The sequence below is a fragment of the Amycolatopsis sp. NBC_00438 genome, from assembly GCF_036026695.1.
In the GTDB taxonomy this organism is placed as follows: domain Bacteria; phylum Actinomycetota; class Actinomycetes; order Mycobacteriales; family Pseudonocardiaceae; genus Amycolatopsis.
In genome coordinates this window covers 4898765-4919902 of record NZ_CP107923.1, presented here as the reverse complement: position 1 = coordinate 4919902, position 21138 = coordinate 4898765, and the positions used below count along the sequence as shown (strand labels likewise).

The 21138-nt window shown below is 68.9% G+C and carries 19 protein-coding genes; 9 read left to right on the top strand and 10 right to left on the bottom strand.

Annotated features, from left to right (window positions below; genetic code table 11):
• Positions 1-56 precede the first annotated feature (56 nt).
• The 6 genes from OG494_RS21510 (at position 57) to OG494_RS21485 (ending at position 5439) form a co-directional block, all read left to right on the top strand.
• On the top strand, positions 57-1238 hold the full coding sequence (locus tag OG494_RS21510) for a winged helix DNA-binding domain-containing protein (protein ID WP_328458422.1): 1182 nt from the start codon (positions 57-59) through the stop codon (positions 1236-1238).
• Positions 1239-1621: 383 nt separating this feature from the next.
• Positions 1622-2623: a type I glyceraldehyde-3-phosphate dehydrogenase gene (gene gap / locus OG494_RS21505; RefSeq protein WP_328458421.1), complete on the top strand. Its 1002-nt coding sequence runs from the start codon at positions 1622-1624 to the stop codon at positions 2621-2623.
• Between the two features lie 5 nt (positions 2624-2628).
• Positions 2629-3843 carry a phosphoglycerate kinase gene (locus OG494_RS21500; protein ID WP_328458419.1) on the top strand — a complete coding sequence of 405 codons (1215 nt, stop codon included), beginning with the start codon at positions 2629-2631 and terminating at the stop codon, positions 3841-3843.
• A complete protein-coding gene (gene tpiA / locus OG494_RS21495) occupies positions 3843-4628 on the top strand; it encodes a triose-phosphate isomerase (protein ID WP_328458418.1) in 786 nt (261 codons plus the stop codon). Before OG494_RS21500 ends, tpiA begins: the two co-directional genes overlap by 1 nt.
• Positions 4629-4754: 126 nt before the next feature.
• Positions 4755-4985 carry a preprotein translocase subunit SecG gene (secG, locus tag OG494_RS21490; protein ID WP_323330438.1) on the top strand — a complete coding sequence of 77 codons (231 nt, stop codon included), beginning with the start codon at positions 4755-4757 and terminating at the stop codon, positions 4983-4985.
• A 109-nt stretch (positions 4986-5094) separates the two neighbouring features.
• Positions 5095-5439, top strand: a complete 345-nt coding sequence (locus OG494_RS21485; protein ID WP_323330437.1) for an RNA polymerase-binding protein RbpA — start codon at positions 5095-5097, stop codon at positions 5437-5439.
• Between the two features lie 633 nt (positions 5440-6072).
• Here OG494_RS21485 and OG494_RS21480 read toward each other — a convergent pair.
• Together OG494_RS21480 and OG494_RS21475 are read right to left on the bottom strand one after the other, a co-directional pair.
• A complete protein-coding gene (locus tag OG494_RS21480) occupies positions 6073-7272 on the bottom strand; it encodes a sensor histidine kinase (protein ID WP_328458417.1) in 1200 nt (399 codons plus the stop codon).
• A gap of 290 nt (positions 7273-7562) precedes the next feature.
• Positions 7563-8672 carry an FAD-dependent oxidoreductase gene (locus OG494_RS21475; RefSeq protein ID WP_328458415.1) on the bottom strand — a complete coding sequence of 370 codons (1110 nt, stop codon included), beginning with the start codon at positions 8670-8672 and terminating at the stop codon, positions 7563-7565.
• A 125-nt stretch (positions 8673-8797) separates the two neighbouring features.
• Between OG494_RS21475 and OG494_RS21470 the strand changes: the two genes are divergently transcribed.
• Entirely contained in the window at positions 8798-9358 is a 561-nt protein-coding gene (locus OG494_RS21470; protein ID WP_328458414.1) for a TetR/AcrR family transcriptional regulator, read from the top strand.
• A 229-nt stretch (positions 9359-9587) separates the two neighbouring features.
• Here the strand turns inward: OG494_RS21470 and OG494_RS21465 are convergent, their stop codons facing one another.
• The 7 genes from OG494_RS21465 to OG494_RS21435 all read right to left on the bottom strand — a co-directional run bounded on the left by OG494_RS21465 (position 9588) and on the right by OG494_RS21435 (position 16125).
• Positions 9588-11336, bottom strand: coding sequence for a 5'-methylthioadenosine/S-adenosylhomocysteine nucleosidase family protein (locus tag OG494_RS21465; RefSeq protein WP_328458412.1), 1749 nt, complete (start codon positions 11334-11336; stop codon positions 9588-9590).
• A 194-nt stretch (positions 11337-11530) separates the two neighbouring features.
• Complete coding sequence (locus OG494_RS21460) at positions 11531-12700, bottom strand: OmpA family protein (RefSeq protein WP_328458410.1); 1170 nt, start codon at positions 12698-12700, stop codon at positions 11531-11533.
• 2 nt (positions 12701-12702) lie between these two features.
• Positions 12703-13527 (bottom strand): hypothetical protein, encoded by an 825-nt coding sequence (locus OG494_RS21455; RefSeq protein ID WP_328458408.1) that lies wholly within the window; start codon positions 13525-13527, stop codon positions 12703-12705.
• Entirely contained in the window at positions 13524-14228 is a 705-nt protein-coding gene (locus OG494_RS21450) for a hypothetical protein (protein WP_328458406.1), read from the bottom strand. Before OG494_RS21450 ends, OG494_RS21455 begins: the two co-directional genes overlap by 4 nt.
• Complete coding sequence (locus OG494_RS21445; RefSeq protein WP_328458404.1) at positions 14228-14992, bottom strand: hypothetical protein; 765 nt, start codon at positions 14990-14992, stop codon at positions 14228-14230. The genes OG494_RS21450 and OG494_RS21445 overlap by 1 nt, the downstream gene beginning before the upstream one ends.
• Positions 14993-15011: 19 nt before the next feature.
• Positions 15012-15836 (bottom strand): hypothetical protein, encoded by an 825-nt coding sequence (locus OG494_RS21440; protein WP_328458401.1) that lies wholly within the window; start codon positions 15834-15836, stop codon positions 15012-15014.
• A 130-nt stretch (positions 15837-15966) separates the two neighbouring features.
• Entirely contained in the window at positions 15967-16125 is a 159-nt protein-coding gene (locus tag OG494_RS21435; RefSeq protein ID WP_328458399.1) for a hypothetical protein, read from the bottom strand.
• A 269-nt stretch (positions 16126-16394) separates the two neighbouring features.
• On the opposite strand from OG494_RS21435, the gene OG494_RS21430 reads away from it, so the two are divergent.
• Positions 16395-17090, top strand: coding sequence for an NUDIX hydrolase (locus tag OG494_RS21430; protein ID WP_328458397.1), 696 nt, complete (start codon positions 16395-16397; stop codon positions 17088-17090).
• Positions 17091-17139: 49 nt separating this feature from the next.
• Here OG494_RS21430 and OG494_RS21425 read toward each other — a convergent pair whose 3' ends face one another.
• On the bottom strand, positions 17140-20178 hold the full coding sequence (locus OG494_RS21425; RefSeq protein ID WP_328458395.1) for an AfsR/SARP family transcriptional regulator: 3039 nt from the start codon (positions 20176-20178) through the stop codon (positions 17140-17142).
• 136 nt (positions 20179-20314) lie between these two features.
• On the opposite strand from OG494_RS21425, the gene OG494_RS21420 reads away from it, so the two are divergent.
• Positions 20315-21103 carry a hypothetical protein gene (locus OG494_RS21420; protein WP_328458393.1) on the top strand — a complete coding sequence of 263 codons (789 nt, stop codon included), beginning with the start codon at positions 20315-20317 and terminating at the stop codon, positions 21101-21103.
• Positions 21104-21138 lie beyond the last annotated feature (35 nt).

Below are 21138 nucleotides of genomic sequence, written 5' to 3'. Positions count from 1 at the left end.
CCGAGGTCACGGGGTGACCACGCGTTTTCGTCGGTGCCGGATGGTAGGACTTCGGGGTGCCTCCGAAGATTTCCACCGCCCAGCGCCGGGCCCGCCTCGGCGTCCGCCACCACCTGGCCGCGCCCGCGGCGACGGTCGAAGACGCCGTCGCGGGCGTAGTCGCCCTGCACGCCACCGACCCGGCGACCGTCCACCTCTCGGCGGCCGCCCGGCTCGACGGGCCCGCGATCGCCGAGGTCGAGCGCGCGCTGTACGACGACCGCACGGTGCTGCGGCTGCTCGGCATGCGCCGCACGGTGTTCGTCACCGGCCTGGAGACCGCGGCTCTCGTGCAGGCCGGCTGCTCGGCGGACATCGCGGCGAAACAGCGGAAGCTGCTGGAGCAGCACCTCGGGCAGCAGGGGTACCCGGAAAACGTGCCGGAGCCGGGAAAGTGGCTCGTCGACGTCGAAACGGCGGTCGAAGCCGCGTTGCGGGGCCTCGGCTCGGCGACCGCGCAGCAGCTGAGCGAGGCCGAACCCCGGCTGCGGCAGCGGCTGCAGATGTCGAAGGGCAAGCCGTACGAGGCGATCGGCAACGTCACCAGCCGGGTGCTGTTCCAGCTGGCGGTGGACGGCCGGATCGTCCGCGGCCGCCCGCGCGGCACCTGGCTCAGCACCCAGTACGTCTGGCACCCGCTGGAGGACTGGGTGGGTGCCGCCCTCACGGTCTGGGAGGCGGAGGCGGCCCGCGTCGAGCTGGCGCGGCGCTGGCTGCGCGCGTACGGCCCGGCCCCGCTGACGGACCTGCGCTGGTGGGCCGGCTGGACGCTCGGGCAGACGAGGAAGGCCCTGGCCGGGCTGGACACGGTGGAGGTCGACCTGGACGGCGCGGCGGGGGTGGCGCTGGCCGACGACCTCGAGCCGGTGCCCGAGCCGCCGGTGTGGGCGGCGTTCCTCCCGTGCCTCGACCCGACCCCGATGGGCTGGCAGGAGCGCGGCTGGTTCCTCGGCGAGCACAAGGCGGCACTGTTCGACCGGTTCGGCAACGTGGGCCCGACGGTCTGGGCGAACGGCCGCATCGTCGGCGGCTGGGCCCAGCGCGAGTCGGGCGAAGTGGTGTTCCGGCTGCTGGAGGACATCGGCGCGGAGGAGAAAGCGGCGGTCGAGGCGGCGGCGGACCGCTGCGCGAAGTGGTTCGGCGTGGTCCGGGTGATCCCCCGGTTCCGCACGCCGCTGGAGCGGGAGCTGGCGGAGTGAACGCGCGTCGCGGCTCTGAATCGAGCCCGTCACCCGGGAGTGCGCCGGCCTGTCGGAGCCGCCGCCGATCGCGGTGGTGGCTTGAACGATCCAGTCGTCCGCGCCGGCTACCGGCCAGTACCAGCCGGGCCGCGGCCCGCACCGCGTGCGGCCTGCCCGAACCGCCGGACCACGCGCCGTCCCGGTCCACCGTGGTCCAGGTGAAGATCAGGTGAACCGATCACCCGGATTCCCCTAGGCTTCTTAATCGATTCTTGACCCGTTCGCCAAGTGGTGGAAGTCTCGTCAGGGCAGTCAGGGACGCGCATGCCCGCACGCTAGGGTGGCCGCGAGCCCGCAAGTCACGGCCGGGACTCCGGCCGATCCTCAGAGGAGTGGCAGCAGTGACCGTTCGCGTAGGTGTCAACGGCTTCGGCCGCATCGGCCGCAACTTCTTCCGCGCCGTGCAGGCCAGCGGCCACGACATCGAGGTCGTCGCCTTCAACGACCTCGGCGACGTCGCCACCATGGCCCACTTGCTGAAGTACGACTCGATCCTGGGGCGCTACCCGGGTGAGGTCAGCGTCAGCGACGAAGGCATCGTTGTGGACGGCAAGACCATCAAGGCCCTCGCCGAGCGCGACCCGGCCAACCTGCCCTGGGGCGACCTGGGCGTGGACGTCGTGGTCGAGTCCACCGGCTTCTTCACCAACGCCGACGCCGCCAAGGCGCACATCGCCGGCGGGGCCAAGAAGGTCATCATCTCCGCGCCCGCCAAGGGCGAGGACCTGACCGTGGTGCTCGGCGTCAACGACGACAAGTACGACGGCTCGCAGAACATCATCTCCAACGCCTCGTGCACCACCAACTGCCTCGGCCCGCTGGCGAAGGTCCTCAACGACTCGTTCGGCATCGAGCAGGGCCTGATGACCACGATCCACGCGTACACGCAGGACCAGAACCTGCAGGACGGCCCGCACAAGGACCTCCGCCGCGCCCGCGCCGCCGCGCTGAACGTGGTGCCCGCCTCGACCGGTGCCGCGAAGGCGATCGGCCTGGTGCTGCCGGAGCTGCTGGGCAAGCTGGACGGCTTCGCGCTGCGCGTCCCGGTGCCGACCGGCTCGGCCACCGACCTCACGGTGACCCTGAAGAAGACCGCCACGGTCGAGGAGATCAACGCCGCCTACAAGGCCGCCGCCGAGGGCCCCCTCGCCGGCATCCTGCGCTACTCGGTCGACCCGATCGTGTCCTCGGACATCGTCACCGACCCGGCGTCCTGCATCTACGACTCGCCGCTGACCAAGGTCATCGGCAACCAGGTCAAGGTCGTCGGCTGGTACGACAACGAGTGGGGCTACTCCAACCGCCTCGCGGACCTGATCAAGCTCGTCGGCTCGAAGCTCTGAGCCGGATGACCGTCAAGAACCTCGACGACCTGCTGGGCGAGGGCGTTCAGGGCCGGTACGTACTCGTGCGTTCCGACCTGAACGTCCCGCTCGACGGGGATCGCATCACCGACGACGGCCGCGTCCGCGCGGCGCTGCCGACGATCAAGAAGCTCGCCGACGCGGGCGCGAAAGTCGTCGTCACCGCGCACCTCGGCCGCCCCAAGGGCGAACCGGACCCCAAGTACACGCTGGCCCCGGTGGCGAAGCGGCTCTCCGAGCTGCTCGGCGCCGAGGCCACGCTGGCCGGTGACCTGGTCGGCGAGTCCGCCAAGGCGCTCACCGCCGGCCTCGCCGACGGCGGCGTCGTGCTGCTGGAGAACGTGCGCTTCGACGCGCGCGAGACCAGCAAGGACGCCGTGGACCGCTCCGAGCTGGCCGCCGAGCTGGGCGCGCTCGTCCCGGGCGGCGCGTTCGTCTCCGACGGTTTCGGCGTCGTGCACCGCAAGCAGGCCTCGGTCTACGAGGTCGCCTCGGTGCTCCCGGCGTACGCGGGCGGCCTCGTGCTGGCCGAGCTGGACGTGCTGGAGAAGCTCACCGACGACGTCCAGCGGCCGTACGTGGTCGTGCTCGGCGGCGCGAAGGTGTCCGACAAGCTCGGCGTCATCGCGAACCTGCTGACCAAGGTCGACCGGCTGCTCGTCGGCGGCGGCATGGCGTACACCTTCCTCAAGGCCCAGGGCTACGAGGTCGGCAAGTCGCTGCTGCAGGCCGACCAGCTCGACCAGGTGAAGGGCTTCCTCGCCGAGGCCGAGAAGCGCGGCGTCGAACTGGTCCTGCCGGTCGACGTCCTCGCCGCGACCGGGTTCTCGGCCGACGCCGAGCACGAGGTCGTCGCGGCCACGGCCATCCCGGCCGACCGCGAAGGCCTGGACATCGGCCCGAAGACGCGCGAGCTGTTCGCGAGCAAGCTGGCCGACGCCAAGACCGTGTTCTGGAACGGCCCGATGGGCGTGTTCGAGTTCGAGGCGTTCGCCGGCGGCACCCGCGCCGTCGCCGAAGCCCTGGTCAAGAGCGACGCCTTCACCGTCGTCGGCGGCGGCGACTCCGCGGCCGCGGTGCGCCAGCTCGGCCTGCCCGAAGACGGCTTCTCGCACATCTCCACCGGTGGCGGGGCCTCGCTCGAGTACCTCGAAGGCAAGGAACTGCCGGGCGTGACCGCCCTGGAGGAGAAGAACTAGTGGCACGCAAGCCGTTCATCGCCGGCAACTGGAAGATGAACCAGAACCACCTCGAGGCGATCGCGCTGGTGCAGAAGATCGCCTTCGCGCTGCCGGAGAAGTACTACGCGAAGGTCGACGTGGCGGTGCTGCCGCCGTTCACCGACATCCGCAGCGTGCAGACCCTGGTCGACGGCGACAAGCTGTCGATGACGTACGGCGCGCAGGACATCTCCGCGCACGACTCCGGCGCCTACACCGGTGAGGTGTCGGGCGTGATGCTGGCCAAGCTGGGCTGCAAGTTCGTCACCGTCGGGCACTCGGAGCGGCGCGAGTACCACGCCGAGACCGACGAGCTGGTCAACAAGAAGGTCAAGGCCGCGCTCAAGCACGGCATCACGCCGATCCTCTGCATCGGGGAGAAGCTCGAGGTCCGCGAGGCCGGCGAGCACATCCACCACACCACGACGCAGCTGGTCGAGGGCCTGAAGGGCCTCAAGGCCGAGCAGGTCGGCGCCGTGGTCGTCGCGTACGAGCCGGTCTGGGCCATCGGCACCGGCAAGGTCGCCACCCCCGCGGACGCCGAAGAAGTCTGCAAGGCCATCCGCGCGACCCTCCAGGAGAAGTACGGCGACGAGGTCGCTTCGTCCGTCCGGGTGCTTTACGGGGGCTCGGCGAAGGCGAACAACATCAGTGACCTGGTGGCCTGCGAGAACGTCGACGGTGCCCTGGTCGGCGGAGCGAGCCTCGACGGCGACGAGTTCACGAAACTCTGCGCACTCGCCGCGGGCGGGCCGCTGCCCTGATCGAGGCCACGACCGGGTAACCTGTGTATCCGGTCCGTCACACAGCAGTGGACGAGTCCAGGGGTACGGTGGTGGTCGAAAAGACCATGCCGTGCCCCTGCATTCTCCTAGAGCCCAGAGGATGACATGAAGCTGTTCCTGCAAATCCTGTTGATCGTCTCCAGCGTGTTCCTCGTGGTGGCGGTTCTTCTGCACCGCGGGCGCGGCGGTGGCCTTTCGTCGCTGTTCGGTGGCGGGATGCAGTCGAGTCTGGCCGGGTCGAGCGTGGCCGAGAAGAACCTCGACCGGATCACCCTGTTGCTGGGCGCGGTGTGGCTGATCAGCATCATCGGGCTGGGCCTGCTGCTCAAGGTGTGACGTCCGGCGCTCCCGCCGGCGATCGAGACCGGGTCCCACCAGCGGGGTGCGCAGCGATTCGGCGTGCCTATTGGGGGGCGCGCCGCCGATTCCATAGGTGTGAGGATTCATGGTTGGCGGTAACGCGATTCGGGGCACCCGAGTGGGTGCCGGACCTACGGGCGAATCGGAACGAGGTGAGTCGGCGCCGCGGCGCCGAGTCGGCTACTGGTGCGCCAACGGGCACGAAGCCCGTCCGTCGTTCGCGATGGAGGCGGAGATCCCCGACGAGTGGGACTGCCCCCGCTGCGGGCTTCCCGGCGGGCAGGACGAGAAGAACCCGCCGGCCGCACCCCGGACCGAGCCCTACAAGACCCACCTGGCGTACGTGAAGGAGCGGCGCAGCGACGCCGACGGCGAGGCCATCCTCGCCGAGGCCCTCGAGCGTCTGCGCCAGCGCCGGGAGATCATCTAAGCGTCACCGCCGGAAGCCACCCCGAGGGAGCAAACCCCTCGAGGTGGCTTCTCGCGCGCCCACCCACACCACCGCCCGCCCGCGCCCGCAGTCCGCACGCTCGACGCCCTACCGCCGTGTCGACCCTCCAGGCACGCGAGCCGACTCTCCAGGCACGCGAGCCGACTCTCCAGGCACGCGAGCCGTCCGTCTGGGTTGACGAACCGGTCATGCAGGTACGTGAGCCGGCCACGCAGGTACGGGAACTGACTGTGCAGGTGCGCGAGTCGTCCATCTGGATACGCGAGTCGTCCGTCCAGGTACGCGAGCCGGCCATCCAGGTACGTGAGCCGACGCCCCAGGTACGGGAACCGACTGTGCAGGTGCGCGAGTCGTCCGTCCAGGTACGCAAGCCGCTCGTCCAAGTACGCGAAACCGGCCGTCCGGGTACACATGTCGACCCGCCGCGCACCTGAGCAGCCCCCGATTCAACGCTACGGGCGGGCACCGACAACTCCGGAGCGCAAGAGCCGCGAGCGGCGAATCCGGGACTTCAACGTCCTGAATCCGCCGCTCGCGGCGTTCGCGAAGCCGGAATCGTCGGTGCCCGCCCGTAGGCTGGAAACCGGGGGCGGCGCCCCAATGCACAAAACCTCAGTGGCTCAGCGGATACCGCGCCCGGACCCGGAAGCCACCGTCCTCCGTGCCCGACGTCTCGAAGCTGCCGCCCAGCAGACGAGCCCGCTCGGCCAGCCCCGTCAGACCGTGGCCGCCCGAGGGTAGACCTTCGCCGGCCCGGCGGGCGCGCTCGTTGCGGACCTCGATCTTGAGCGCTCCGTGCTCACCCTGGATGCGGATGGTCGCGGTCGCGCCCGGCGCGTGCTTGTGGACGTTGGTCAGGCACTCCTGCACCGTCCGGTACGCCGCCGCGGAAACCTGGTTGGGCAGCGCGTCCGGCAGGTGCTCCACCGTCAGGTGCACCGGGACGTCGGACGTGCGGATCAGCCGGTCCAGCTCGTTGATGCCCGGGCGGGGGCCGTCGTCCTCCGAACCCGCGCGCAGCACGCTGACCAGCGACCGCAGTTCCTCCAGCGTCCGCTTGCTCAGGCCGCGGATGACCTGCGCGGTTTCCAGCGACCGCTCGTCGGTGGTCTGGGCCTGCAGCGCGCCGGCCTGCATCGCGATCAGCGTGATCTGGTGCGAGACGACGTCGTGCATCTCCCGCGCCAGCCGGGCGCGCTCCTCGGCGCGGACGGCGTCGGCGTGGAAGCGGCGCTCGCGGTCCCGGCTCGTGGCCAGTTCGGCGAGCTTGTTCGCGACCTCGGTGCGGGCGCCGATGAGCATGCCGATCGCGATCGGCATGCCGGCGACGAGGACGCCGTAGATGCCGTCGAGGATGTGCTCGCGCCAGCTCAGCTGGACGAAGTCGTCCAGCGGCCACTGCACGAACCGGCAGGTCCACACCAGCGCGGCGCCGACCCAGGTCTGCCAGTGCAGCTGACGTCGGGTGGCGAGCATGCCGAGCGTGATCATGCTCGCCAGCTGCGCCCAGCCGGCCAGGAAGCCGGGGACGGCGACGAGCACGGCGAGGAACGGGAACTTGCGGCGGAACACCACGGCGAGGCAGGCCGCGCCGGACAGGTAGATCGAGTAGGGCTGGGCCTTCTCGGGGATCACCAGCCAGACGTCGAGCACGGCCAGGATGACCGCGGCCGCCTCGATGGCGAACATGACCACAGCGGGGCGGGGGACCGAGCCGAACGCGCTCAGACCACGCCTTCGCACCCGCTCGGCGGCCGATGGCCCCGAGCCGGCGATCGAGATGCCTGGAATCGAGAGTCCCTCTGTACTCATCGCTGGCGACCCCATTCGTCTTGTGGACTTGATGGTGAGAGGTGCTCAGGGCCCGATCGGGACGCGCAGCAGAGAACAAATGTGCGGATGCTAACGAGGTTGCGTGGGAAGACGGTAAGTTTCACGCGCCGTTGGCGGATTGACGTCCGGATTCCGCATTTGATTGCGCCGTTCGGGCGATGGCGTCGCCGATACACTACTGACAGTGGATCTGTCACTGCCTAGCGTGCACCGGGATGACCACATCGTGGGAATCACGTTACCTCTCCGTGGGCGCCCGGCATAGGTCGTCAGGCCGCCTGCTCCCACGGATCGTCACTCAACAGGTCGATGAGACCTTGCTGGCACGCGGCCGCGGTCTCGATCGACCGCGGCAGCATGCGCGCCTCGTAGATCCGGACGGCTTCACCGACGGTCGGCGCCGTCGCCAGCGCGGTCGCGAGGTCGGTGCCGTCCAGCATCGCTAGGTTCGCGCCGACGCCGAGCGGCGGCATCAGGTGCGCGGCGTCGCCGAGCAGCGTGACGCCGGGGATGGACGTCCAGGCGTGCGGCACCGGCAGGACGTACAGCGGCCGGTGCGTGAACGCGCCGTCGTTGTCGCGCAGGAACCCGAGCAGCTCCGGGTGCCAGCCGACGTAGCGCTCCAGCAGTGCCTCGCGCACGGCGCCGGTGTCGGCGAAGTCGAGGCCGGCGTGCCAGTCCTCCGGCGCGTGGAACACGGCGTAGCCACGGATGTGACCGTTGCTGTTGCGCTGGGCGAAGATCGCGTTCCCGTCGATCTTGGCCACCATCGTGCCCTGGCCGGTCAACGCGGCGTGCCGGCGGTCGGCGTCGTCGAGCCCGAACTCGACGAACGCGACGCCGCTGTACTCCGGCCGGACCCCGGTCAGGGCGCGGCGGACGCGGGACCACGCCCCATCGGCGCCGACGACCAGGTCGAAGTTCTCGGTGGTGCCGTCGGTGAAGCGCAGCCGGGCGGTGCCGTCCGGCAGCGGGGTGACGTCGTCGGTGGTGCGGTCCCACTGGACGGTGCCGGGGGAGAGGGAGTCGAGCAGGAGGCCGCGGAGCTGGCCGCGGTCGATCTCGGGCTTGGACTCGTCGTCCTCGGCGGGGACCTCGTCCATGAGGACGTCGGTGGTGTGCGGGTCGACCGCGCGCATCTGCTGGCCTTCGGGCCGGGCGAGCGCGCGCCACGTTTCGTGCAGGCCGGCCGTGCGCAGGGCGACCTGGCCGGTGTCGCCGTGCATGTCGAGGGTGCCGCCCTGTGGTCGTGCGTCGGCCGAGGCCTCCTGTTCGAAGACGGTGACGGCGTGCCCGTGGAGCTGAAGGACGCGGGCGCAGGCGAGTCCGCCGAGGCCGGCGCCGACGATCGCGATCTTGGTGGTGGCAGTGGTGTTCATGGCTTCCCCCTGGAAGTTCGGGCCGCCGGTCTCTTCGGCGGCGATGAACCCAGGAAACCAGATTCACTACAAAAGTGCAATCACTACACTTTTGAAGTGAGTTCACCATCACGTAGACTGAGGGCATGACGGAAGTGATCGGGCGCCGTGAGCGCAAGAAGGCGCAGACCCGCAAGGCGCTGGCCGACGCCGCGCTCGAACTGTTCCTCGAGCGCGGCTTCGACCAGGTCGGGGTGAAGGAGGTCGCGGACGCCGCCGACGTCTCCGTGACGACGCTCTTCAAGCACTTCCCCAGCAAGGAAGCCTTGGTGTTCGACCAGGAGGCCGACATCGAGGCGGCGCTGGTCGACGCGGTCCGCGGCCGGCCGCCGCGGCACACGATCGTGGACGCGCTGCGCAAGCACATCCTGGTCGACGTCGCAGCCTCCCCGGGTGACGCGTTCATCAGGCTCACGGAGAGCACCCCGGCCCTGCGCGAGTACGGCAGGCGAATGTGGATGCGCCACGAGACGGCACTGGCCCGCGCGATCGCGGAGGAGTCGGGCGCCCCGGAGAACGACGTGGCGTGCGCGGCGCTGGCCCGCTTCGCGCTGGCGTCGCGGGAACTGATCGCGGGCCACGAGAACCCCCAACGGGCGGCGGAGGAGATCTTCGCCCGCCTGGAGCGCGGCTGGCGCACGGAGTGAGGGCCAGCCCCGTCGTGGCGAACTGGGGCCGGTCAAGTATCCGCGCAACATCGCGCGGGCAGGACGTGAACACCATGTAATTGCGTCGTCGTGAACAGGACGACCGCTGGCGACAGAATCGGGCAGGAAAGCCAGTCTGACCAGCCGGAGCCACTAGGACGAGCTTTATGCTGTGACCACCTGAAGCCGGGCGTGGCCGGACGTGCCACGAGCCGGCGCAGAGGCGGCGTCAAGCCGGGGCGCGTCGTGCGCTGCCCAGCGCACCGATCTTCACGAGGTGCAGCACGAACCTGGCCGAGTTGGCCGCCGCCGTCTCGTGGAACTCGTCCGACTTGCTTTCGGCCCAGTCACAGATCGACTTGATCACGATGCCTTCGATACCGGCCCACCGCACGGCGGCGTGGAACGCCGACCCCTCCATGTCGCCGCCGATGGCATCCGGGTAGCGCTCGCGCAGAGCCTCCACCACGAGCCCGGAGTTGATCACCTTGTTCCACGACAGCATCTCGCCGAACCGGACCCGGATCCCCGACTCGAGCTGCCACCCCCGCTGCGCGGCGAGACTTGCCAGGTGCAGTGCGGGCGAGGGAGCCACTCGTTCGCCACGGTCTCGAAGCCGCAGGTTTCCCGCCACCTCTTCGAACTTGCCGTAGTCGAGATCGCGGATGACCGAAGAGACCAGGACGTCGCCGAGCTTCTGTTCAGCCGGCTTGAGCCCATAGCAGATCCCGGCGATGATCGCGCAGTGCGGCTTCAGGTCCCGGATGGCGTCGGCGACGACCGAGGAGACGGTCGCGGCACCGATCGCGCCGGCGATCGCGGCCTGGATCAGGAAGATTTCCGTGCCGGCGATCTCCCCCAGCCGAATCTTCGGAACCTTGTGGGTGAAGCTAGGGGTGGCGTCGGCGCGGACGTAGTCTTCGAAAGCGGTGATCACGGCGTCGCGTTCGGTCTCGGTGACGGTGACGATCAGCAGGCGAGTGTGCACGTGGGTGCCTCCCTTGTCCGGGCGAATGGCGTCGAGGTACCGCCAGTGGCGAAGCGCGGCGGTCAAAGAAACGAGGACGGTCAGCGGCAGCAGGGGCGTGAGCACCCAGCCGAGCACGACCGCCCAGCCGGTCACTGGGTCGGTGTGCGGAGGCTGTCGCCAGACGACCTCGTACCCGATCCAAGTCAGGGCGTCCCAGTAGCTGCTTGCCGCGCGGGTGCAGGTGACCTGTGCACACGCGCCGCGTTCCTCGGACGAAAGTGTCTGTGCGAGCATCAGCAAGACGGCTGTGAGGCCGAAGAAGTACAGCCGCACGAAAGCGATGGGCCTGCCCGGGGTGCGTTCGGCGTCGTCCGGGTGTGCCTCGAACGGGGAAATCGAGAAGCCATCGTGACCGGCCGGGCCTCCGTGCCGGGCGGCAATGCGTTCTCGTGCCGTGGACGTTGTGATGCCGTCGTGCCGGCAGACCAGAGACTTCGAGACCCGTGCCTCTGTCACCTCGGTTCCCGTCAGCCTGCCGAACGTTGCGGTCTCGGCGATCAAGAGCTCGCGCAACCGCTCCCGCACCCGGTCGAACAGCTCGTCGATCCGCGCTGGATTCACCTGGTGGAACAGGGTCATCGTCCAGTGTTCCCCGGACAGCAACTGCAACTGGACCGGGGCCGGGCCCCGCGGACGCCGGGAGAACAGCGGTCTCAGCAAGGCGACCGTCAGGAAGGCCGCCACGTAGATGACCACTATGAACAGCAGGATGATCGCCGTCCACCAGAGCGCCCGGAACGGGAGCAACGCCAGCACGCACAGAAAGGCCAGCAACGGTGGTGCGGAAAGTACGACTGTGCTCCAGTTCCGGTCCGCCCGGTCGGCCAGCGCGTGTCGCAGACCCCACCAGCGTGGTGCGCGCGGGCGGACGAGGGGCGGTTCGAGCAGGGCGAACCCGTCCGTTCCTTGCCAGATGAGCCGGTTGTCGCGTGCCGCTGCATACAGCATCAGAGTGAGCGGCGCGCGGTCGCGTGCCCAGCCGCCGACCGTACGCGGCCGCAAGGCCTGGCATGCGCGGCGGCCGTCTGGTGTCTTGCGCAGCTCTCGTGCGGCACGCCGGCACTCCTGCAACGTCAGCTGGGGCGTGCCGGACTCCGTGTTCCGGCACGCCCGTCCCGGGTTCTGTCTCAAGGATCAACCCTTCAAACGCAGGTGAACGAGATGACCACGCGGCGGTTCAGCGGGTCGAACTCCGGGCTGCCCCCGGCGGTCTTGCTGGGGAACGGTCCCCAGCCCTCGCCGGCGGCAGACAGCTGATCCGGCCGGGCGCCGAGCCCGACCAGGACGGAACGCACCCGGTCCGCCCGGCGCTTGGAGAGGCCATCGTCGGAGCCGTAGTGCGCGATGGATCCGGTTATTTTCCCCTTGGCCGACGAATGGCCCTTCAACCAGTCGGAGATGGTCTGCAAGGTGGCAGTCGCCTGCTTCTCGTGACGGAATTCCGTGTGCCCGGGGACGAAGCCCACCGCGCCGTCATCGGGGAGGACGGCATCCTGGTTGCAGTCCGGAACAGGGTTGCCCGGTGGCTGGATCGGGATTTCGCCCACATCAGGCAGTCCTGCGTCCGGCGGTGTGGTGTCCGGCTTCGCCACGATGACGACCTCGCGGGCCCCGGCCGCACGTGCGATCTTCTGCCACAGCTCGATCAGGTGAGCACGGTCGCCCACCGACAGCTCGGCCTGCGGCGGTGCGGTGTAGCCGATCCCGCTCAGGATGACCTTCCGGCCGCTGAGATCGGGCAGCGCGTGTTTCTGAACCAAGGCGGAGACAAGCCAGTCGGTGTTCTTGTCGAGCAGGTGGTCGGCTCGGAAGTCGAGGGGCGCCACCGTTTGCAGGCCGGAGTCGATCAGGGCCACCGTCCCGCCCGGACCGGCCGCCGCGGCGGCGTGGCTGATTGCCTCGAGCGGGTTCGCCTCGGGCGCCGCGGCGGCCAGGTTGACGGCTTCGTCCTGAACGGATTCGAGGAACACGTTCTTGGCGTGCGCCGTCGCCTCGGGGTTTTCCTCATCACCGCCATAGGAGAGGACACAGCCGATCGCCGGCCGGCCATCGGCCCGGACCAGGGTTACCCCACGGTCCTGGACCCCCGGTCCGGCGGTCTGGGTCAGGGTCTGAAGTTCCGCGTCGAGTTCGGCAGGCCAGGCCGGCTTGGGCGAGTTCGCCCGATCGCCGACCGCCACGGCCAGCCCACCCGGTACCGGGGAAGTCGGGCAGGGCTGGAGGTCGGGCCCGCAGGCTGCCATCAGCGCGCAGGCCGGCAAGGTCAGCAGGACGGCCAGCGGACGTGTGATCCACTTGAGTTTCACGGGCACGGTTACCTCGTTTCGATTTCGTCATCGGGTTCGGAGCCGCCTGCGGCGGGCGGCCTGGGGAAGGGAATGCGGTCCGGCAGGGTCATGCCGTCGGTCGCCGACGGGTTCTGCAGATGTGCGGCGATTGCGACCGCCGCATAGCGTTTGAGGTCGTCGGCGAAGGCGTGACGCTCGGCTTTCGCCGCTAGATAGTTCATCTCCTCGCGTACACGGCTGTCTTTGTGGAGCTTCAGCACGCCCAAGGCGCGCTGGTAAGGCGGCTGCGAGCGGGTGAGCTTTCGGTTCGCGTGGCGGAATCCGGCCGATGCTTTGCGATAGTGCGTGCGAAGTGGGTTGTGCGTGAAGTAGGCACCGACCGCGGCCACCAGCCCCGAGGCCACGTAAAAGGCGGCGAACAAGAGAGCACCGGAGGTCTGCTCGGCCCATGCGGTTGCCGCGGCCGTCTTGCTCTTCGCGGCGGTGTCCGCCTCGGCGACCAGGATGCGCACGAAGAAGGCCGCAACCCCGAGTACCAGCCAACCGAGGCTCAAGCCCAGTACGTAGCGGGTCGGCACGGGCCGGTACTGCGCGGCCTTGTCGCGCAGCAACCGGCCGACGACGTGCGCGAGCATGAGCGAGCACACGGTGACGCCGATCGTCGCGGCCAGGACGACCTCGGCAGGTTGCTTCGACATGATGATTGACAGCACCTGCCGGAACACCGCGAAGTCGGCGCCGGCGATGAGCAGGAGCAGCAGGAAGTGGGCAAGCTCCGTCAGCGGAATGCCTGCCACCTCCGCCGGGTGTCCGTATTCCGCGGGTAGGCGGTCCTGGGGGGAGGCTTTCACTGGGGCTCCTCACGGTAGGCGGGCTTCCCGGGGTCGTGGTCGCCATTGCGCGTTTGCGGGGGCTTGATCAACGGTGGTGGGGGAATGGTGTAAGGCCGGAACTCCGGAGGATCGGCCTCATCGGTGCGGTCGTCCTCGTCGCTCACGGCACTGCTGCCGTCCCGGTCGCCTTCGTCGTCCACAGTTGACGGCGGAACGGTGCTAGCAGGCCCGAGCGGACCCAGGGTCGGCTCGAGGTGTCCGTGATCGAGGCGCTGTGGCCAGGCATCTCTGAGCTCGCCGGTCTTTTGCGTTGCCAGTTCGGAAAAGGTGATGTCCAAAGCGTTGCGCATGTGCAGTGCTTTCGCGAGGTCGGCGTCGTAGCGTGGCTTGCGCCGGGTCACCTCTTCTTCGGCCAACCCGACGAGGATGTCTCCCACGGCCTGCCGTTCGTCCCGGTCGGCCTTCAGCCGGGCTAGCGACTGATCGGTCCAAGCGTTGATCAGGTTGTTGAGGACCTCGCGCGATCCCGCGTCCAGCGCGTCCGGCTTGAGCCGCTCGATCATCTCGTCCACTCGCCCGTGAGCGCCGTCCATTTCAGACTCGGAGAGCACGTACGGCGGAGCCATGACGATGTCCAGCTCGCCGGTGGTCGCCCGGGTGAACGTTGTGGTGTCCGGCTGCTTCCGCCGTCTCCACCAGCCGATCAGGGGGAATGCCATCACGCACCTCCGGCGGGGTCGGCGAGCTCGGGTGGACTGTCCCAGGTGGACCAGCGGGGGCGGTCGTGCCAGCCTGAGCGGACGAGAGCACCGACCTGCTTGCCTTCGGGGTGTTTCCGGACGAGCCGGGTGAGATAGGCGGCGCACCGGCGCTGGACGTACGCGCCGATGAGGTCGGCGCCGGTACGCGCACGTTCGAACCTGACCCTGATCCGTTCACGCAGTTCGGCGATCTCGATGTCACATTCGGTCAGCGTGCCGCGGATCCGGGCGACCTCCTGTTCGAGACGCACCCGGCGGTCGGTGTGGTCGCGCCGCCGACGCGCGACCAGCACCGACCCGTCCGTACGTTCCTCGCCGCTCGTCCGGGTGCGAAGCTCCTCTTCGGTCGGCTCGGCAAGGTCCGCGAGCCGTTGTTCCGCGGCAGCGAGGTCCCGGGCTGCCGTCCCGCGGTTGGCACGCACACGAGTCAGCCGGACCTGGCTTTCGGCCACGTCCTTTTGGTACAGGAGCCATTCCGCTTCTGCGCGGCCCCGGCCGAGCTGGCCGAGGAACACCGTTCGCGGCGTCGTCCACGGCGCGGCGTTCTCGCCACCCGCCTCGGGTGACGGGGGGATCGCGGGCTGGACGACCTCGGGCAGACCGGCCCGGCCGTCGCGGCCGGCGCACAGCCAATCCGACGTTCGTGCCATCGGCCCGTATCGGAGCGGACGGTCGCTCCGGTCGGATCGTGATCCCGGATTGCGCTTCTTGCCCAGCTTCATAGTGGTTCCCCTCGCTCGCTCAATTATCCTTTTCGGACAGTGTCTGGCCGGTCAAAGAGCTGATGATGTCGCCGAAGACCACGTCGAGTGGCTTGGCGTCGGCGACGATCGACGCGATCCGTCCGGACAGGCCGGAGCCGGTGAAGTGGTACACGGAAACGGAAGCCAGTTCGCTCCCGGAGAGCTGGTCCGGTCGGCCCCATCCCGTTTCCGTCGGAATCACCGCGAACACCCGGGTGTACCCGCTCTCCCGGAGGTGCCGGCCGAGCGCGACGGCCTCGTCGCCGAGCACACCGTCGGTGATGACCACCAGCGCCCGGGCCGCGCACTGCTGCCCGTTGCGTGCCGCGTCGAGCTTGTCGACCGCGGGCAGGAGATTCGTCCCGTTGTAGTCGATCCCGGCCGGAATCCCGGCGGGAGCGGACAGGGTGGACAGGGCTGCCGGTCGGAGCGCCATCTCCCCGGAGCCGGCGAAGAAAGCTTCGGCGAGCTGATCGTCCGGCCGGAGTTCCCGCCGGGCGAAAGTGAACAGTTCGCGTTCTGCGACCTCCCGAGGGGCGGTGAAAGGCTCCATGGAACTGGAGACGTCCACCGCTTCTTCGATACAGATCCGCCCGGTGACCAGCCGCGGCCCTTGCAGGGTGGAAGCCGCCAGGCTGGCCGGCTTCCGGGACTCGTTGCACGAGACCAATACCGCCGCGAACATTGCCGCGGCGGCGATGCCGAGCAGGAGCCGGCGTACCCATCGAGGGAGATGTCGTCGCGGCTCAGGCCGGAAACCGCGGCGGAACAACGGGATGCGCTCGATCGTTGATCGACGGATACTGACGTCCGAGTCGGTCACGGGAGCCTCCTTCCTGCTCGGGCTGGTTCGGGGCGGCGGCGGAGCCGAGTGGCCCCGCCGCCGCGTCAGGACGCAACGGTGGTCGCCGCATTCAGGATTCAGCGGCTTCCTTCCGGATTCCTACCGACTTCTACCGGCAGGCCTGGATGCTGTTGTCCCAGTTCGTCCCGGCCGTGCAGAAGTGGTCCTCGGCGGCCGCGATCCCCGCCGAGCAGGTGAAGAAGGTGGTCAGGGCGGTGGCAGCGGCCACCACCGCGGCGGTCACCTTGTAGCGCAGGCTGACGGACATGATCTTTCCTTTCCGGACAGTTCCAAGTGAACGGGAAACGGATGCCGCGGTCCTGCCGCTGTCCGGCCGGCGGCAGCAGGTGGGGCGGCCGGCCCCGGCGGTACCCGGACCAGTTGGTCACGACAGGGCCGTCGGCCGGCGCCGGCCGACGGAGTGCGACGCCTGGTTGTCCGCCGGTCGTAAGCCAGGCGGGAGAGGCGTTCCTGTCATGTTGACAATAAGTCGACCCTCGGGTTTATGTCAAGGCGACAGTAAGCTAGATTTCAGGGATGCCGGAACGTGTACACGAGACTCTGCGGCTCGCCGTCGACCTGGTCATCCTGACCGTGCGCGAACGAAGCCTCCAGATGCTGGTGATCGAACGCGCCAACAAACCCTTCCAGGGGCGCCCGGCGCTGCCTGGTGGCTTCCTGAGAAGCGGCGAAGATCTCCGCGCCGCCGCGGAGCGCGAGCTCGCCGAAGAGACCGGCCTTGACGGGGGAGCGTTGCACCTGGAGCAGCTCGCCACCTATGGTGCGCCCGAGCGGGACCCGCGCGGGCGCGTGGTCAGCGTCGCCTACCTGGCGATCGCGCCGGACCTGCCGATCCCCACTGCCGGCTCGGACGCGGCGGCGGCCGCGTGGGCACCAGTCGACCAGGTGATCGGCGACCTGGCGTTCGACCACCCGCGGATCACCCAGGATGCGGTCGATCAGGCCCGGACCCGGCTGGAGCTCACGACACTCGCGACAGTGTTCTGCGGAACCACGTTCACGATGGCGGAGTTGCGCACTGTGTACGAAGTGGTGTGGGGATCGTCCTTGGATCAGCGCAACTTCAGCCGGAAGGTCCTGCACACGGCCGGATTCGTCGAGCCGACCGGCGAACAGCGGGTGGCCGATATCGGGCGGCCGGCGGCGCTTTACCGGCGCGGAAAGGCGAAGATCCTCACCCCGCCGATTCTTCGCGGCGATTCGGCGCGCTGAAACCTGCTGTGGCTCCTCTCTCCGCAGCAGGCGTTGCACGCAAAAGAGTTCAGGACCGGAAGATCTGGTCTTCGAAGGGCACGTCGAGGGCGGCGTACAGCTCGGCGATCCGGGAGCGGATACGTTTGGCGGCGCCGGGGTCGTAGGGGGTCAGTGCGTTGCCGAGTGCGTGCAAGGCGGCGGCTTGCAGGTGAACGGCGCCGCACTCGGCGAACCGGGTGATGGCGTTGCGCAGTTCGGTCATTTGCTGTTCGCGCTGCCCCCGGCTGCCGAGGAACTCCGCGGCCGACATCCGGGTACGGCCGTCCAGCAGTGCGTCGGCGCAGGTCGCCGCCACCGCCATCGCCTCATCGAGGTACCGTCGGGCCTCTTCGGCGGAACCCGCCCGGACGGCCGTTTGAGCGAGCCCCTGCAAGGCGTACCCCCGCCCGATTCCGCTCGCATCACAATACTCCCGCAGGATCGCCAGGAACGCCGTCCGTGCGCCGTCTAGGTCGCCGGCGGCCACGAGGCTTTGGCCGATCCAGTACTCGGTCTGGGCGAGTGGTCGTGGCGTGCCGAGTTCGCAGGCCAGGGATTTCGCCTCGTTCAGGACCTCGAGCGCCTTCGCCGGCTGACCCATGTCGAGCCGGGTCTGGCCGATGAACCGCAGTGCTTGCCATCGCCCGATCGCGTCGCCGCTCGCCTCGTAGTGGCCCAAAGCCTCGTCGAACAGGGCGAGGGGCCGGGTCAACTGGCCGCCTCGGCGCAAGGCGTTCGCGAGGGTCCGCAACGCGATGGCCTGGCCGTGCCGGTCACCGGCGGCGGCCAGCAACGTCACCGAGTGGTGCAGTTCGGCTACAGTAGGTGTGCCGGAGGCTCGCCGGCTCGCCACCAGAGCCGGTTGACCGAGGCAGGCCAGCACGATTCCTTCGCCTCGTGAGTCGCCTGCTTGCCGACAAACGTGAAGCGCGGTCGTGTGCGTGGCGTGCCAGTCGTCGAAGTGTGCCCCGATCGTGTAAAACTCATGTGCGGAAACGGCAAGGTCCCAGCACAGCTCGGTGAGGCCCAGAGCGGCGCAGTGGTCGACGGCGGCGCGAATGTTCAGCCGCTCCTTGTCGAACCACGCCAATGGGTCGTCGTCGACCTCCGCTTCGGCGTCCGCCGGTGCCGTCCACGGTGGTTCGGTGCTGTGTACCACCTCGAAATCGCCGCCGTACAGTGTGGCGTGTGCCCGGCGGGTCAAGCTGAGGAGTGCGCGATAAACCCGAGTGCACGTCGCGACCTGCTCGGCGGCACCGGGGTACTCGGTGAGCGCGCGTCGATGTGCGTAGTCCCGCGTCAACTCGTGGAACTGGTAGCGCACATCGGCTTCGACCACGTCGATCATGGTGCTCGCGGCCAGTTCGGACAACGCCGTGCCCGGATCGCCTTCGTCGTCGAGCACCGCGGCAGCGGTCCACAGGCCAGCCCGAGGCAGGGGGACGAGGCCCAAACCCAGGAAGAGCCGTTGCGCGGCAGTGCCCAGCCGGTCGAGCCCCGCGCCGATAGTGCGCGCGACGTTGAGATCTCCGTACCGCAGCGCGGCCGTGCCCTGGGCGGCCAGGCGACGAGCGAGTTCCGCCGTCGGGCGTGGGTGTTCGTGGACCCGCAGGGACGCCGCGATCCGCAGGGCCAGGGGGAGCCCGCCGCACAGCGCGACGACGGCCTCGACGGCCTTGGTTTCTCGGGTCAGGTCGATGCCGGCTCGGGCCACGGTCTTGAGGAACAGCTCTCGAGCGGTGTCCTGCCGCAATGGTGCCAGCGGTGGCACGTGGTGCACACCGGAGATCCCGGGCAGGCGCCGCCGCGAAGTGACCAGTACTCCGCACGCCGGGTTCGCCGGGACGAGGTCGCGGATCTGGGCTTCGTTCGCTGCGTCATCGAGGACCACCAGCACCCGGCGGTCCGACAGCATCGTCCGATAGGCTGCGATCCGCTCCTCACGGGTATCAGGCACCACCGGGACGTGGAACGCCCGGAGTAGCTGAGCCAGTACCTCCGCCGTGTCGATCTTCCGATCGGCTGCGGCACCGAGCTGGGCGTACAGCTGACCGTCGGGGTAGTGATCGCTCGACAGGTGTGCGATCCGCCGCGCCAGTGCGGTCTTGCCGATGCCGCCAGGACCCGAAATCACCAGCACCGGCGCCGCCCGCTGCGGGGCTCGGCCCAGTAACCAGGTCGCCTCGGCGATCAGGTCTTCCCGGCCTACGAGGTCCGGGAGATCGGGTGGCAGCTGCCGGGGCACGGGCGCGGGGTCCGGCCGTGCCCCCACGACGGCGGCCGTGCCGAACCACCCCGTGATCCTGGTTTCGGCCGCCGCTACCCATTCGTCGTCGCCACGGGCGATGGCGTAGTTCAGGTCTCGCAGTTCCGCGGCTGGTTCGGCGCCGGTCTGCTCCGCCAGGGCCTTGGCATGTCGTTCGTAGGCTTCGTAGGCTTCGGTGGCTTGACCATGCCGGTGAAGGGTGATCATCAGCAATTCGTGCATCCGAGAGTCGGTGCGGAACTCACTGGCCGCGGAGGACAGCACGTCGAGCATCCGGGCGTAGTCACGACGACCGAGGTCCAGCTCCGCCGCGCGGATCAGAGCGCGTTTGCGGCGTTGCTGGAGAGCGTTTATCCGCTCCTGAAAAGTAGTGGTGGAAACGTTGGCCAACGGCCGTGTCCCCCGCCAGAGCCCGAGTGCCTCCCGGAGGGATTTCAGTTCGTCTTCGGCTCGCCGATCGGTTTGAGCAGCGTCGGCTTCCTTGATCAGCCGCTCGAAGACGAGGAGATCGGATTCCGATTCTGGCATCCGCATCTCGTACCCGAAACCGCGATGTGTCACGAGGTCGTCGCGCCGGTCGATCCGGTTGAGCAACGTGCGCAACGTGGCGATCTGCTTGTGCAGCTGAGTGATTCCGACTGCTGTGCTTCCCCAGGCTGCCTTGAGGAGATCGGCATGGGACATCTGGCGGTTCGCGTTCAGCAAGAGTGCACCCAGCAACGTCAGGGCATATCCGGTCGGCAGGTCCAGTCCTCTGCCTTCGTGGCGTACGTCGAGTTCGCCGAGCAGTTTGTAGATCACCCCCAGCACCTCATTTCGTCGTTGGTTCTTCCGATGTTGCAGGCGGCTCAGAAGAAAAACGGAAGATCATCGGTAGCCGCCGGTTCGATACTCGGATCGCCCTGCCCGGCGACCGAGTGCAGCACTGGAGACAACGATGCTCAAAAATCCGGAACACAGGCATGTAGTCGGCGCGACCACCATTCGGGTTACTGCCTGGATGGTCACTGTTTGGCTCGTGGTCCGAATCCTGCCCGAACACGGCTCACAATGGTGGCGAACGGCAGCCTTTGTGATCTTGATAGGCGCGCCGCCGTTAGTATTTTGGCTGGTCTGGCAGTTCGGCCGGCGGCGGCGGGCCAGAATGGCGGTGCCGCCGACGCTCTTCCGCCGTGCCTGCCACGGGACGCTGGCCGGGATCAGCGACAGTCAACGACGACCCCTGCGTCCGATTGGCGGCAGCGCCCGAGGTGCAGCCGAGCGGACCAGTGCGCTCCTGAGCGGCATCGAGGCGCCCGGCGTGCGGATCTTTCTGGCCACTCGCCCGCCCGGCACGTCCCTTCCGCCGGTGCCGCACACGATCAGTCGCGGGCATTCCCTGGTGCTCGTCGAGTCGGTCTGCTGGCCGGACGGCCGTTACCGCACCACGTCCGACGGCCGGGTCCACTGCGACGGGGTGTACATCGGGCAGTCGACATCCGCGTTGACGGAGACCGTCCGGAGTTGGCGAGCGGCCCTGCCCTCGCACCACAAGGTGACCGCGGTCGTGGTGGTGCACTCCACGACAGGCACCGTCGAACTTCCCGACACCTATCCGCCTGCTCCGCTGTGGGTATCGGCGGAGGAGTGCCTGGGACGGCTGTGGCAGCTGTTGGAAGGTGCCAGGGGCCACACGGATCACAGCACGGTCGCAACCCTGTTGGCGGGAGTGGCTGACGCTGCATAGGTCGGGCCCGGAAAGCCGTGAAGGCTTCTCCGCCA